Genomic DNA, 14,393 nt, shown 5'->3' on the forward strand with positions numbered 1-14,393 from the left:
AGAATCAACGGGTTAATGTCGAGATGCAGCTCTAAGCGGCCTTACTCTGGATGATCCAGAGTAAGGCCGCTTTTTGCGTATGCTGATCGGTTGTACAACAGCTTTACCACAGTATGTATGCCAGCAGGTATTGTTTAGATCCTTTGAGAGGGTAATCCTATTAATTTCCGGGGAAACGCCGGACTTTGAGGATTAACCTGGAAAGATACTTAAGAGTATTTTATAGTAACAGTAAGACTTGGAGGTGACTCACATGGGAGAAGGGACTGTTATTCTAAGAACTAAATTGCAGCCGCCAGCATTACGGGATTCATGGATCAGCCGTTCTGTATGGGATGTGAGGGAGAATCAGGGCAGCGGGTATCGGATCATCACGATTGTAGCCCCTGCCGGCAGCGGAAAGACCACCGCATTGGTCCAGTATATGCACCATGAAGGGCAGCACAGACTGGCATCTTGGTTAACTTTGGATGAGCAGGATAACGATTTGCGGAGATTTTGGCGCTATATGATCCATTCACTCTTGCCCAACTTACCTTCCGGGATCGAAAATCGGCTGCTGCCCCTGCTGGTTCCTTATTCAGGTCAAGTGATTTATTCTTTCTTGGATCAATTTATTATGGAGATGCATGGCATCTCTCTGTCTATAAACGTGGTATTGGACGATTATCATTCGATTACCCATCAGGAAATTCATGAAAGTCTGAATTATTGGATCGAACATTTGCCGGATTCTGTCAGGGTGTTCATCGCTTCGCGCGCGGAGCTGCCCCTCGAGGGGATGGGGAGATGGCTGTTAAGCGGAAGATTGCAGCGGATAGGAGCGCAGGAGCTAGCATTCAACGAGGAGGATGCGGGCTCTCTGTGCCAACATACACTGGGGCGTTCCCTCGCCCCTGAGAAGCTGAATAGCTTGGTTCGACGTACAGAAGGATGGGCAGCCGGACTCCAATTAGCACTTATTGCACAGCGGCAGAACGAAGCTGCTGGCATACCGGGCTCTGATGCTTTTAGCCAAAGTAACAGGCAGTTGAGTGATTACTTGAGTCATGAAGTCATGCGCGGGCTGGACAAGCCTTTACGGCAGTTTTTGCTGGAAACCTCGGTTATGAGGCGATTTCACGCGGACATATGCGCTGCCGTCACCGAGCTGCCCCAATGTGATGGCATGCTGGAGGTGCTAAAAGCCAAAGGGCTATTTCTGATTCCCTTGGATCACCAAGAACGGTGGCATCGTTATCATCATGTGTTTGGCGATTTCTTGAGCAGCTTATTAAAGCAGCAGAACCCCGAGCGATGGATTGAGCTTAACCGGAGAGCAAGCCAGGTATATGCTCGCGAAGGATGGCATGAGGAAGCGATCGATTACGCCTTGTTGGCGGAGGATTACGAGATGGCAGCCGCTCTGGTGGATCAGCATATGATGGAGCTGATCAAGAAGGGAGAATTCGACCTTCTTCAGCTGTGGCTTAACAGGTTTCCCGAAGGAATACGTTTGCCGGACAGATTGCTGTTTGTGAAGATCTTTGTATATTCTCTTCTAGGGAAGCGTGACCAAGCACGGGATTTGCTTGAACGATTGGAAGCAGGTTTGTATGGACTGCCAATAATGGAGCGGCAGCTAGAATGGCTGAGCGGGCTTTTTTTTGTAAAAGCCAATCTTGCTTTTAATTCCAGACAATTTGATGAATGGTTCCAGTTTGCTCAGACGATTGAACATCGACTGCCGGAGGATCCCATATTCTTTAATTTCAATTATAATAACCGGGAACCTTTTGTGCGCAATACACCGTTCGGGCTTCAAGGCGTTCTTACGAATACCACGGCACAGGTAGGCACACAAATTGTCTCGATTCTGGAACGCCATGGCTGGGAGGATTCCTTGATGTGTCAATATGTCATGCAAGCCATGGCAGAAGGCTTTTATGAGAAGAATGAGCTGGATGCATGCGTATTCTGGCTGGATCGGCTTTTAGAAGGAAGACGATACAAAGACGTTCCAGGCTTGTTCATTCCGATCCGACTGACTATGGCTAAGCTTAAACGGAAGGAAGGAAACCACCATTCGGCAAGGGCGATCGTGCAGGATGCGTTGAATATCATGGAAGCAAGAGAAGATATATTATGGTGCAGTGCCTTGCGGGCTTTTTTGGTAGAGATCGATCTTAGAGACGGAGAGTTGTCCCAGGCAGAGGCTGGCTTTCAGGAGCTAAACCTTTCGTCGATGCAGCGGATAAGCCTTGAGTATTCATTGGAAATCATGACCTGGGCGCGACTGCTCATTCATCAGCAGAGAGCCGATCAAGCGCAGGCTATGCTTGCGGCCCTCCGGATTCAAGCCGAAGAAGCTGGAAGCATTAATATTACCGCATCTGTCATCGTCCTGCAGGCCTACGCGGAATACACTCGCGGAAACGTAAAGGTAGCTACCTTGTTTCTTCAAGAGGCGCTCTCGCTTGTCATGCCGTATCGATATAAACGCACATTTATGGATGAAGGGAATTGGGTGTATCAACTACTGCAGGAGCTGAATACTAACGGTGATGCTATGAAGACAGCTCCATTGAAGGATTATATGGCTGAACTGATGGAAGAGATGAGACAGGAGAAACTGGCAAGCCTGGATCTTCTGGACCATTTCGGTACATATGGGCTAACACCCCAAGAAACAACAGTCCTGGCCCTGCTTCACCGGGGAGATACCAACCAGTCCATCGCCGATGAACTAGGACTCACGGTGGGGACCGTGAAGGTGTACTTGAACCGGATATACAGTAAGTTAGGTGTCAGCTCAAGAGTACAGGCGGTACTGAAGACCTTCTCGGGATCTGAAATGGAACGTTCGAAATAGAGGAGCATTTATTTCATTGTACGTACTTCTCCTTGGGTACACGATGTGTGGGTCGGGGCATGGGTGGATGGCTGTCGATCATATGTATTACTTCATAATGTTTATGCACCATAGCCGTGGATCAGGGGATGAGCCGCGGTTTTTTCTCGTTTGTCCCCCTTTGTTAACTTTGGATAATAGGCAATGGTCCCGGGGTTTTGTATACTTTTGTCGCATTCATACGAAATCCATAGAAGGGAGTCGACGCATTGCAACGTAAAATATGGCACATATGTCTCATCGTACTCTTGCTGGCAAGCCAGATGGGTACCACAGGGCATGCGGATACGGGAAAGGCAGGCTTACCCGGAGAGACTAACATCGTTTCGATATCCTCAAAAGGGTACCATACGTTAGCCTTGCTGGATAATGGAACGGTTTTGTCCTGGGGATCGAATATGGTAGGACAGCTGGGGAATGGGAAACAAGGTTCGAATTTCAGCACCAGCTTTGCGCAGCCAGTTTATGAGAAGGTGAACGGTGAACTTAAAGTTCTTGCGAACATTGTAGCAGTCGAGGCATCACTACAATACTCGCTTGCTCTATCCGCTGACGGAACTGTATACGGCTGGGGTTTAAATGCAAGTAATAAATTGGGGCGGCCGTTCGAGGGAACCTATTATTATCCAACGGCAATTCCGATTGCAGGCCTGCCTCCGATTGAACAGATTTCTGCCGGAGTTACGCATGCTGCCGCTTTGGCGAAAGACGGAACCGTGTGGGCTTGGGGAGATAATCAGTCGGGTGCAGTGGGTAACGGGAACAATGGCCCGCTGGAGTATGTCGAAAGACCGGTTCAGGTGAAGAAGAACGCTTCCGAATTTCTAACAGGAATTAAGCAGATTCATGCAGGGAATTGGTTTACCATGGCCGTAACGGAGAATGGGGAGTTGCTGGGCTGGGGGTATAACGGAACTTATCAGCTGGGAGACCTCACGACAAATAGTCGTTCATATCCCGTCCATGCGCTGGATAAGAACAAGAATCCTCTGAATGGAATCAAGAAGGTATCTACCGGTAATGATTATACCTTGGCCTTAAAAGAGGACGGAACCTTATTAAGCTGGGGGGTCAACGGTTATGGGCAGCTAGGCTCTGACACACTCCAGGGGACTTATTCAAATTATCCCAAGCCTGTATTGGACAAAGCATCTGGAGATGCTTTCGGCCATGTTGTTGATATATCGGCAGGGATTGCACACGTCGCAGCGATTCGCGAAGACGGCAGTGTGTGGACCTGGGGCGGCAATACCATTTGGGGTTCAGGGGACATTACAGGACAGCTTGGCCGTGGAGATGATCGGTTGGAGGAGCGGCCAGGACGAGTCACCAGGCTGCCGGGTAATGCTAAAGTATTGCAAGCCGAGACCGGCGGTCATCATACGGTAATCATGCTGGATAACGGCACACTCTGGAGCATGGGGAGTAATAGAGAAAAACAGCTCGGAGGCGGCTATAAAATGGACAGCGCTATAGAGCCTAACCAACTGTCACTCAGTCATTATGACAAAGCTTACTGGCCTAAACAAGGCATCGGACCGGTTATGGGGCAGCCATACCGGTTGACACTTCAGCTGGCCGGCCATGAAGGACAGCCAGTCAGCTTCGGTACGGACGTCGTGGATATGCAAGCTGTAGGGGCGACGATAGTAGGGCCTGTAAGTTACGTAGGAGAAGGGCGTTATGCGGCTGATATGCTGGCAGACTCTCCAGGGCCTGTTCAGGTAACGGCCAGGATCAATGGCCTGGAGGTTCCAGCAGCGCAAATTGTTGTACTCTCCGGAGAGCCTCACCCTGCCCAGTCAGAGCTGACAGCAACGCCTTCCATGTCAGTCGTTGGCAGTGCCGATCCGGTCGTATTGAGATTGCAGATAAGGGATGCTGACGGAAATGAGCTGAACCGAAGCGGCGGTAAGGCGGCATTCACCAGCTCGCTTGGAACGGTCAGTGAACCGGTAGAAACCTCTTATGGCGTTTATGAAGCCGAGCTTCGATCCGATACAGCAGGTATAGCTAATATTGGTGTGACTTTGGATGGCAAGCCTTTTGACGTGTCAGCCAAAGTATCGTTTAGAGCCGGGACTCCCAACAGAGCTTATTCCACATTAACGGCGAACCCGAAAATCGTGGTGGCAGATGGCAAGCAATCCACAGAGATCAAGCTTCACATCAAAGATGTCCATGGCAACGATCTGGATGATTATCTTGGCCCTATTGAGTTAATTTCTTCTTTGGGGCAGATGACGACGGTGACAGAGTCGACCTATGGCGTCTATGAGAGCACCTTGGTATCTAATCAGCCGGGGATCGCCACAATCAGTGCATCGTCACTTGAAGGTCTGCTGCTCGCGGATCCCATTACGGTTGAGTTCGAGTTATTCATCCAAGGCATATCCTTCAACAAGCAGCAATACGAACTGGAGAGAGGCAGCTCGCTGCAAGCCAGTCTTATCGCAGCGGATGAACATGGCAATTCGAGAAACATTACATCGAATAGCAAGTTAACGATAGAGGACGAGACGATTGCGACAATCAGTCCTGAGGGGCTGATTACAGGAAAAGGGAAAGGACAGACCGTTCTAAACGCCGTTTATGGCACGCATTCCACTAGTGCCGTAATCAAGGTTACGGATAAGGATGTTGACCCGGGTCCTGCTCCGAATCCCGATCCTGGATCAGGGTCGAATCCGGGTACGGTCACTGAACCCGAGTCAAACTCGGGCTCTGGTTCCAATCCCATTCCGACTCCTGGAACCGACAAGAAACCGGACTCTGAGTCAGGGAAAGGGGACAAACCAGCGGTGCCTCCGGCAATCGAAGATCAGGATCCGGTGCCTGGGAGTGGGGATGACGGAGAAAGAATAGAGACTGTAAAGTTCTCTGACGTGAAAGGACATTGGGCTGAGGATGCTATCATGAAAGCAGTTAAAGCAGCTAAGATTAGCGGGTACCCAGATAAAACCTTCCGGCCCAATTCCTATATTACGCGTGCCGAGTTTGTCGTTCTGCTGAATCGTTGGTTTGGGCCGTTCGCTTCTGTCGAGGCCGACAGATCCGACACAAGTGAATATTGGCCTAATTGGTCTAAGGATGCCATTTCGGATGCTATGCAAGCAGGCATCTTGAAGGGCTATAAGGATGGCACTATACGTCCGAATCAATCGGTTACCAGAGGAGAGCTTGCCGTGATGCTGCAGCGTGCCATGAAGCTTGCAGGAGTCCCGCTCCCTGTGGAAGGAAACAGCAGCCTGTCTGCTTCCCTTGACCATGCCCTGGTGCCAGCCTGGTCAAGGGAAGCCATGATGGAACTGTCTGCCCGTGGATTGATCCAAGGTGACAGCCAGTCTAATCTGAGGCCAGGGAATCCGGCAACTCGGGCCGAGACAGTGGTCCTGCTCACTCGCCTGGAAGCGATATTAGAGCAAGGAAATTAATCGGATTTCACCGAGTATGGGCAAGCAGCCACCTCTCTATAACGTATAGGGAGGCGGTTATTTCATTATCGCCAACAGGGGCATCTATCGGAAACAGGTTACTGTAGATCAGATTCTATTTATGGAATCTTTACCAAAAATGGCACAAGTCTATTATAGGTTCTAACAAATTTGTTACATCCTACTTGCGTTATGACGATATTATAGAATAATATGAAAGGGCGCGGCTTTCATAGAGGGAACCCGCGCTTTTTTGCTATCTGGCTTGCCTCGGCACCTTCTTATCGGAAGCCCCCCTGTAAGAGAGTGTAACGACGCGAAAGGCCGTCAACCTTAAGGATCTGTAGGCTTGAGGTGCGCATTTTCATATTTTCCATGTATAATAGAAGAAATCATTCAAATAGGAGCTAGGAAATGAAAAAGCTAGGAAGAAACGATCTATGTCACTGCGGAAGCGGGAAAAAGTACAAAAGATGTTGTCTTGAAAGAGATGAACGCACGGTATACGGTAAAGTCATCCAGTTCCCTGGTGCGAAAGCAGCAGAGCCTAAGCTACAAGTCGATCAGTTGCGACAGATGATCAACGACAAGCTGGGGTGGATGGATTGGATCGCCGATGAGCATCGCGAGCTTGCAGAGTCTGTGTTTCCTCAGATCTGCCGGGATTACGAACTGCAGGATGAGCAGCAGCTGTTTCAAGTGTTCAGCCTCCTGATGGTCTGGAACAGCTTCTCCAGAGAAGCCAATCCGAAGTACCGCAAACAGGGTGGATATGCAAGTGCGATCGAATATATAGTAACTTCATCGCTTAACATTCCAACAACGAAGTCCGATATCGCGAAGAAACACGAGGTTTCGGTAGCCACGCTGACTCGCAACAGCGGCCAAATTCAAGATTTCATGGATGGCGTAGCGGCATCCGCAGACGACTCGTTCGCCGAGGATGAGGAACCCGCTGGCGAAGAGGATAAGGACTTGTCCTTGGGACGTTAATTGCCAAAGAGCCAAAAGTGAAAGATCCATAGCAATAGTACAAGCATTTGCGCATTCGGTTTCATAGCTTGACCGTTCCCACAAGGGGGGCGGTCATTTTGCGTTGAAGGACCCAATCAAATTCCAAAGTTGTTTATACAAGTTAAGCCTATATGGTTTATGTAGGCCTTGGTGATCCAAATCTAAATGTCGAACGAGTAGGCCGGCAGAGTACGTCATGGGGGTCACCACATCCCTGCCGAAGATATCATGCACCGGCATCATTCTTCTATGCAAAATCTTCTCTAATACATGAGCCTGGTTGATCATTTACTTGTGATAGATAATGGCGCACTGAGTGGAGAAATTGTGCTGGAGGCAGAATTCGGGGTAATTAAGCATAGGGAATTTAATTTGCCGAATTAGGTTTTACCTATCGTTAATCAGCTGAAGCCTTGGAAAATTAATTCTAAAAAATTGTACTAAATAAAACTTTACACTCAAGCCGCTCCACTCAAGTGGAGCGGATATTTGCATTAATCTATAAACTGGCGTTTTCGAAAGACTGCTTTCCGTACTAGGCAGAGGCTCCGCGTGACTTCGTCAGCAGCCAGCCCAAAGCAATGCCGTACAGCAGATGACCGGCCAGCCAGAATAGAAGGGCAGCAGGGTCTGATAATTCCGGGGTACGGTCAGACAAGACGGTGGTCGGATATAGGAGAAGTCCTACGGCCAAACAGGCCAATGAAACCCAGGACAAGATTCGCCCGCGGGACCAATTCTTCTGCTTCAAAAAGATGGCTAGAGCGATGCTCAGCAGGACAGAGATGACGAGATGCAGCGCAAACTCGACAAGTTCGGAGAGCTTGAGTTCCTTCAAGAGAGGCACGTAATCGACGTTCAGGAGCAGCGTGTAGACCTCCAGCGAGGTGACGTGCTCGATGATCTTGAGGAACAGCCCGAGAAGAATGCCCGCCGGGATGCCTGCCCAGACCGGCCCGTTCAGCTTCCATGTACTCCGCATGAGCGACGCCCCCTTTTTTCGTTTATTGTATAATACCTGTCGTTCCGATGCGAAACGAACATTCTCGCTGTACAACATTGGAACGAATGAAGCGAGTACGATGACAGGCGGATAAAAGTGAATCTTGATTGCCAGTTTTTTTCTAAGCCCTTGAAGGTGAGGAGAATCAGGCTCTTCTTCGGCGAAGTCAGCAAGTCGTTGACACTGCCGGGCCTCAGCTATGCAGGAGCTACCATGCTTAGGGTGTAACCAATCCTTGTTGAGAAATTGTATAGTTCGTTCTTATATCCTAGTTCTATAGACTTATACAGCAGGGGGATAGGATGACAGACGAGTACTTTGACGAAATGCGCAAGTTCGGTCACGAGGATGAGATGAGGTATCGTATGTTGATGCGAGGGGTAAAGAAACTGCTGGAACAACGGAAGCGTGAAAAGTCCAAGCTGTTCGGAGGACTTCCGCTTCGACAGAAGCATAAAACCCCGCGTGCAGGCAAATGGTCATAAGCGGTCGGTAACCGAATGGTTAGCGGAACAGCATGTGTACAAGTGGTGCAATGGAAGACGAAACCTATGTATTTAGCGTTTATTACAAATATAAAAGGCTGCCCCGACGTTTTTGGGGCGGCCTTCTTTGTGCCTCTACAGGCCTTGATATGTCTCTGTAGGCCTTGATATGTCTCTACATACCTTGATGAGTCTCTGCGGGCCTGATGTGTCTCTGTAGGTCTTGATGTGTCTCTGTAGGCCTTGATATGTCTCTTTTGTTTCTCGACATAGATCCAACAGATACAACAGATTCAAAGGTCCAAATAATTAAAAAAGCCGGCTTTCCCGCATAAAGCGAAAACGAAGCCGGCTGTATGTTTGTATATGCTAGACCGTTGCCAGTTCAGGGGCGGGCGTCGGAGTTGTTGTTAGTTGATTCGGTTCTGCCGTATTCGGCTGGACAGCCGAAGGTCGGCGTTTGCCCTTCCCGCGCGGAACGCACATCGGAGTCCCGTACAGCGGGTCCTGAATAATTTCGCATGGGAGCTGGAACACGGTCTGCATCAAGTCGGAATTGATGATATCTCCCGGTTTGCCTTCAGCCTTGATGCTCCCGTCGCGGATGGCCACGATATGGTCGGCATAACGGCAGGCCAGATTGATATCATGCAGCACCATGACGATGGTCCGCTGTTCTTTGGCGTTTAAGTCGTACAGCAGATCCAGCACTTCGATCTGGTGCGTTAAATCCAGATAGGTGGTCGGTTCGTCCAGCAGAATGAGCGGCGTTTCCTGCGCCAGCGTCATCGCAATCCAGGCCCGCTGCCGCTGGCCGCCTGACAGCGAGTCAACTGTACGATCAGCCAGCTCGGTCAGTCCCGTGGATTCCAGAGCTGCTGTGACCGCTTCTTCATCTTCCCGCGACCATTGGCGCAGCCAGCTCTGGTAAGGATAGCGCCCTTGCTTCACCAGCTGCATGACCGTCAGTCCTTCCGGAGCCGTTGGCCCTTGAGGCAAAATAGCGAGCTTCCGCGCAACGTCCTTGGTGGACAAGCTTGCGATGTCGGCCCCGTTTAGTACTACCGAGCCGCGCTGCGGCTTCAGCAGCCTGGCCATGGAGCGCAGCAAAGTGGATTTGCCGCAGCCGTTGCTGCCGATAAACACGGTGATTTTACCTATAGGCACGGTTAAATCCAGATTTTCGAATATAAAGTCTCCCCCGTAGGACAGACCCAATCCCTTTGCTTCCAGCGTATTCATGACGCTTTAGCTCCTTTCGGTTCTAGAATCGATTGCGATTACGATACAGCAGGTAGAGGAAGAACGGCGCGCCGATCGCGGCGGTGAATACGCCTGCCGGCACGTCGCGCGGCAGAAAGGCCGTCCGTGCCACCAGGTCCGCGACAAGCAGCAGAATCGCACCGATCAGCGCGCTGACCGGAAGCACGCTTCCGAAGTTGGGCCCCACGAGCCTGCGGGCCATATGCGGTGCCATTAATCCGATAAAAGCAATGGCGCCGCCGATCGAGATGGCCGCCCCGGCCAGAGCAACGCTGAGTCCGATCAGAATCAGCCTTTGCTTCTGAACCTGCGCGCCCGTGCTGCTGGCCACGTCGTCTCCCAGGGCCTGGATATTCACATTTCTGGCTTGCAGCCAGGTTAGCGGAAGAAGAACGGCGACCCAAGGAAGCAAGGTCATTACGTCTTTATCCCAGGACATGCCGTAAATGCTGCCCGCCATGAAGGTAAGCGAACGGTCCGCCAGCTGCAGCGGTCCGGAGATGATCAGCATATAGGAGATCGATTTGATCGCGGCCGATACCCCGATTCCGATCAAGACGAGTCGCAGTGGCGATACGCCATTTTTCCAGGCAAGCACATACAGCAGTCCGGTAATGAAAAAAGCGCCGAGAATGGCGAAGAGCGGCATCCAATGGATGGATACGGCGCCCGTAAATATGAAGATGAAGAGAACCGCTCCCAGCGATGCTCCCTCCGTAATGCCGATGACATCCGGAGAAGCAAGCGGGTTGCGGATGACGCCTTGCAGAATAGCCCCCGCCACCGCGAGCGCCGCGCCGATCAGCACAGCAATGATAATACGGGGCAGCCTTAGCTGCATGACGATGACCTGCTCCATCGGGGGAGCGTCACCGAATAACGCTTTGACGACATGCAGCGGCGAAACAAACTGGCTGCCGGTTCCCGTGCTGATAATCATGGTGGCAATGCAAAGCACAGATAGGATCAGACACACCCATAGGGTTCTTCGCTCCAGCATAAACGAGACTTTGGCGTTCCGGGAACGGAATATGCGGTGTTTACTCATTGTGCTCGCCTTCCTTTCCTGGCTATGTACACGAAGAACGGCACCCCGATGATTGCAGTCATCACGCCGACAGGGACTTCCTTCGGCATGGCAATGTATCTGGAGCCGAGATCGGCCGTCACCAGCAGGAGTGCGCCAAACACCGCACTGTAAGGTAGTATCCACCGATAATCATTTCCTATTAAATACCGAACGATATGAGGGATGATGATCCCTACGAATGCGATGGGTCCCGCCGCCGCTACGGAGCCGCCGGCCAGCAGGATGACGGCTGCAGCAGCTAACAGCTTGATGAGTGCGGTTTTTTGCCCGAGGCTCTGGGCGATGTCGTCTCCCATGGAGAGGGCGTTCAGATGCCGTCCCAGCAGCAGCGCAGCCAGCATGCCAACGGCCATGTACGGCCATACGGCGGTTAGCTGGTTCAAATCGCGTCCGGCTACCGAACCGACCAGCCATACCAGCACCTGATCAAACATTTTGCCGTCGGAGAGCATTAATCCTTGGGTCAGGGAGTGGAAGAAAGCGGCCATGGAAGCTCCTGCCAAGGTGATTTTGACCGGCGTCATGCCGTCCCTGCCGATGCTGCCGAGGAAGAATACGATACCGCCGCTGACGGCAGCTCCGATTAACGCGACCCAGGTAAGGGACTGGAGTCCGCCAATGCCCAGCCAGCCCGATGCCAGAATAATGAAGAAAGCCGCGCCGGAGTTCACGCCCAGCGTGCTCGGCGATGCAATCGGATTGCGCGTGATGACCTGCATGAGCGCACCCGCAACCGCAAGGCATGCCCCCACGGCAACGGCAATGAGCGCTCGAGGAAGCCTTGCCGTGAGAATGATCAGATGTTCGTTGCTTCCGTTAAAGTGAGTGAACGATTCCCATATCTGATGAAGAGGGATGTTCGTTACTCCGAATGCGATGCTGCCCATGACGGCAGCGGCCAGCGCCAATAGCGATATCAATAGTCCGAATACGCGCATATATGCTCACTTTCTTAAGTCCATGAATAATTAAGTTCATATGAATTTTAGGTGAAGGGACGTTATCTGTCAATGAGATTGATAATCATTCTCACAAATATATTGATATTTTTCACGAAACCCTTTATAGTTTTGAATCAGTGATTGATAATGGTTTTCAAATAGAGCGATATGACACAAGGGGGATTTAGATAGGAATGGGAACAGGAATGGCTAAGAAACGGACAAGAGGCCTCAAGTTTAGCTTGCTGGCTCTGATCATGATCGTGATTCTTGCGGGGTGCGGAGCAAGCCCGGCGCAAGAAGGGACAAGCAACGCGGGCGGCGACACGACGAATACAGCAGAGGGCAACAGCGGCGCTGCTGCCGGCGGCGAATCGTATGAAGTTACGCATGCCATGGGGACGGAAACGATCAAAGGAACGCCTCAAAAGGTCGTCGTCCTCACGAACGAAGGAACCGAGGCGCTTCTGGCCTTGGGCGTGAAGCCAGTAGGTGCCGTTAGATCCTGGACGGGCGATCCATGGTATCCGCATATTAAAGACCAGATGGAAGGCGTTACCGTTGTCGGGGAAGAGAGCCAGCCGAACATCGAGCTGATCGCCGGTCTGCAGCCTGACCTAATCATCGGCAACAAGATGCGTCAGGAGAAAGTATACGAGCAATTGAAGGCGATCGCGCCGACTGTTTTTGCCGAGGATCTTCGCGGCGAGTGGCAGAACAATTTTGAATTGTATGCCAAGGCGCTGAACAAAGTGTCGGAAGGCGAAGAACTTTTGGCTGCCTACGACAAGCGGATCCAGGAGTTTAAAGAGAAGGCCGGCAGCAAGCTTGACGAAACCGTCTCCGTTGTTCGTTTCATGGCAGGCAAGACCCGGGTGTACCACACCAATACGTTCTCGGGCGTTATTTTCGATAAAATCGGCATCGCCCGCAACGACATGACCAAGAACGCCAAGGACGATTTCGTGGACGAGATCACGAAGGAACGTCTGCCTGAGGTGGAAGCCGACAGACTGTTCTACTTCACTTATGAGACAGGGGACGGCGGCGCCAACCAGACCGAGCAGGAATGGATCAACGATCCGCTGTGGAAGAACCTGAACGTTGTGAAGAACGGTCAAGCCCACAAAGTGGATGACGCGATCTGGAATACGGCGGGCGGCATCCTGGCGGCCAACCTGATGATCGACCAGCTGCAGGAGTTTTACGGCATTCAGTAAGGAATGAAGACGGATGCTGAAGGCTAGTATCATCGTATAGCGGAAGATGCTAGGAACAAGTGGATAAAGGAGGCACCCTCGCAAGATCTGAGATCTTGCGAGGGTGCCTCCTTTTTTAACATCGCGCGTCGGCAGCATCGCGCGTCGGCAGCATCGCGCGTCGGCAGCATCGCGCGTCGCCGGCATCGCAACGTCGCCAGAACCGCAACATCGAAGTACCGCCGGTATGCAGCTGCATGTCACATTGCTCGCCAGTACAGCTTAACCAACTCCGGGCATCATGCCGCTAACCATGACCTGTTAACGGACACCAGTTCCCTTATTTCCCTTATTTCCCTGATTAATCCCCGATTCTCAGATCTAACGGACACAGGATCCCCTATTACCTCAATAAGGAGCCTATTTGCGATCAGATTCTATGATTAACGTATCTGGTGTCCGTTAGCCATCAAAAATTACGCCTATTCAGCTAAATAACGTATCCTCAGTCCGCTTGTCCTTGAGCGGTCGCCCCAAGACCAGTAGTCGCACAAGACCAGTAGTAGCATCAATACCAGTAGTCACACTAAGACGAATAATAGCATCAAGATCAGAAGTAGCACCAAGATCAGAAGTAGCATCAATACCGTAGTCGCCCCAAGACCAGTAGTCGCACAAGACCAGTAATAGCATCAATACCAGCCAGTCACCAAGGCACTCGTTAACGGACACCAGTTCCCTTAATCTCCTGATTCGCCCTCGATTTTTAGATCTAACGGACACAGGATCCCTTATTACCGCAATAAACTGTCCTTTTGCCATCATACTCTACAAGTAACGTATCTGGTGTCCGTTAGCCATCAAAAATTACGTCTTTTCAGCTAAATAACGTATCCTCAGTCCGTTTGTCCTCGAGCGGTCGCCCCAAGACCAGTAGTCGCACAAGACCAGTAGTAGCACCAAGACCAGTAATAGCACCTACTATATACTACTTTGTGTCCCCCAGGTTTCTACCTCTAACCCATAGCTACTCTAAGTTATGCTGTTCTAAGTTGTTTTGGTCGGCAGCCATCC

General features: G+C 51.0%; 9 protein-coding genes. 5 read left to right on the plus strand and 4 right to left on the minus strand.

What is annotated here, in order from left to right:
* The first annotated feature begins 253 nt into the window (after positions 1–253).
* From GYMC10_RS05610 to GYMC10_RS05620, 3 genes are all read left to right on the plus strand, one after another.
* The gene (locus tag GYMC10_RS05610; protein WP_012819257.1) at positions 254–2,851 is read left to right on the plus strand and encodes a LuxR C-terminal-related transcriptional regulator; all 2,598 of its coding nucleotides are present in this window, start codon (positions 254–256) and stop codon (positions 2,849–2,851) included.
* A 248-nt stretch (positions 2,852–3,099) separates the two neighbouring features.
* The gene (locus tag GYMC10_RS05615; protein ID WP_012819258.1) at positions 3,100–6,324 is read left to right on the plus strand and encodes an S-layer homology domain-containing protein; all 3,225 of its coding nucleotides are present in this window, start codon (positions 3,100–3,102) and stop codon (positions 6,322–6,324) included.
* A gap of 414 nt (positions 6,325–6,738) precedes the next feature.
* Positions 6,739–7,317: a YecA family protein gene (locus GYMC10_RS05620; protein ID WP_009593170.1), complete on the plus strand. Its 579-nt coding sequence runs from the start codon at positions 6,739–6,741 to the stop codon at positions 7,315–7,317.
* Positions 7,318–7,873: 556 nt separating this feature from the next.
* Here the strand turns inward: GYMC10_RS05620 and GYMC10_RS05625 are convergent.
* Positions 7,874–8,320, minus strand: coding sequence for a hypothetical protein (locus GYMC10_RS05625; protein ID WP_012819259.1), 447 nt, complete (start codon positions 8,318–8,320; stop codon positions 7,874–7,876).
* Between the two features lie 323 nt (positions 8,321–8,643).
* On the opposite strand from GYMC10_RS05625, the gene GYMC10_RS05630 reads away from it, so the two are divergent.
* A complete protein-coding gene (locus tag GYMC10_RS05630; protein WP_009593172.1) occupies positions 8,644–8,826 on the plus strand; it encodes a hypothetical protein in 183 nt (60 codons plus the stop codon).
* A gap of 369 nt (positions 8,827–9,195) precedes the next feature.
* Here GYMC10_RS05630 and GYMC10_RS05635 read toward each other — a convergent pair whose 3' ends face one another.
* Genes GYMC10_RS05635 through GYMC10_RS05645 form a run of 3 tightly spaced genes read right to left on the minus strand, consistent with a single transcriptional unit; the run spans position 9,196 to position 12,117 of the window.
* A complete protein-coding gene (locus GYMC10_RS05635) occupies positions 9,196–10,068 on the minus strand; it encodes an ABC transporter ATP-binding protein (RefSeq protein ID WP_012819261.1) in 873 nt (290 codons plus the stop codon).
* A 22-nt stretch (positions 10,069–10,090) separates the two neighbouring features.
* Entirely contained in the window at positions 10,091–11,137 is a 1,047-nt protein-coding gene (locus GYMC10_RS05640; protein ID WP_012819262.1) for a FecCD family ABC transporter permease, read from the minus strand.
* Complete coding sequence (locus GYMC10_RS05645) at positions 11,134–12,117, minus strand: FecCD family ABC transporter permease (RefSeq protein WP_012819263.1); 984 nt, start codon at positions 12,115–12,117, stop codon at positions 11,134–11,136. Before GYMC10_RS05645 ends, GYMC10_RS05640 begins: the two co-directional genes overlap by 4 nt.
* A 197-nt stretch (positions 12,118–12,314) precedes the next feature.
* On the opposite strand from GYMC10_RS05645, the gene GYMC10_RS05650 reads away from it, so the two are divergent.
* Positions 12,315–13,340, plus strand: coding sequence for an ABC transporter substrate-binding protein (locus GYMC10_RS05650; RefSeq protein WP_012819264.1), 1,026 nt, complete (start codon positions 12,315–12,317; stop codon positions 13,338–13,340).
* Positions 13,341–14,393: the final 1,053 nt, after the last annotated feature.

The sequence above is a fragment of the Paenibacillus sp. Y412MC10 genome, assembly GCF_000024685.1.
Taxonomy (GTDB): Bacteria; Bacillota; Bacilli; order Paenibacillales; family Paenibacillaceae; genus Paenibacillus_AQ; species Paenibacillus_AQ lautus_A.

Bases quoted from the DNA above. Each gene is read 5' to 3' on its own strand.
- GYMC10_RS05610 (WP_012819257.1), top strand. From the start codon at position 254: ATGGGAGAAGGGACTGTTATTCTAAGAACTAAATTGCAGCCGCCAGCA.
- GYMC10_RS05620 (WP_009593170.1), top strand. From the start codon at position 6,739: ATGAAAAAGCTAGGAAGAAACGATCTATGTCACTGCGGAAGCGGGAAA.
- GYMC10_RS05625 (WP_012819259.1), bottom strand. From the start codon at position 8,320: ATGCGGAGTACATGGAAGCTGAACGGGCCGGTCTGGGCAGGCATCCCG.
- GYMC10_RS05630 (WP_009593172.1), top strand. From the start codon at position 8,644: ATGACAGACGAGTACTTTGACGAAATGCGCAAGTTCGGTCACGAGGAT.
- GYMC10_RS05635 (WP_012819261.1), bottom strand. From the start codon at position 10,068: ATGAATACGCTGGAAGCAAAGGGATTGGGTCTGTCCTACGGGGGAGAC.
- GYMC10_RS05640 (WP_012819262.1), bottom strand. From the start codon at position 11,137: ATGAGTAAACACCGCATATTCCGTTCCCGGAACGCCAAAGTCTCGTTT.
- GYMC10_RS05645 (WP_012819263.1), bottom strand. From the start codon at position 12,117: ATGCGCGTATTCGGACTATTGATATCGCTATTGGCGCTGGCCGCTGCC.
- GYMC10_RS05650 (WP_012819264.1), top strand. From the start codon at position 12,315: ATGGGAACAGGAATGGCTAAGAAACGGACAAGAGGCCTCAAGTTTAGC.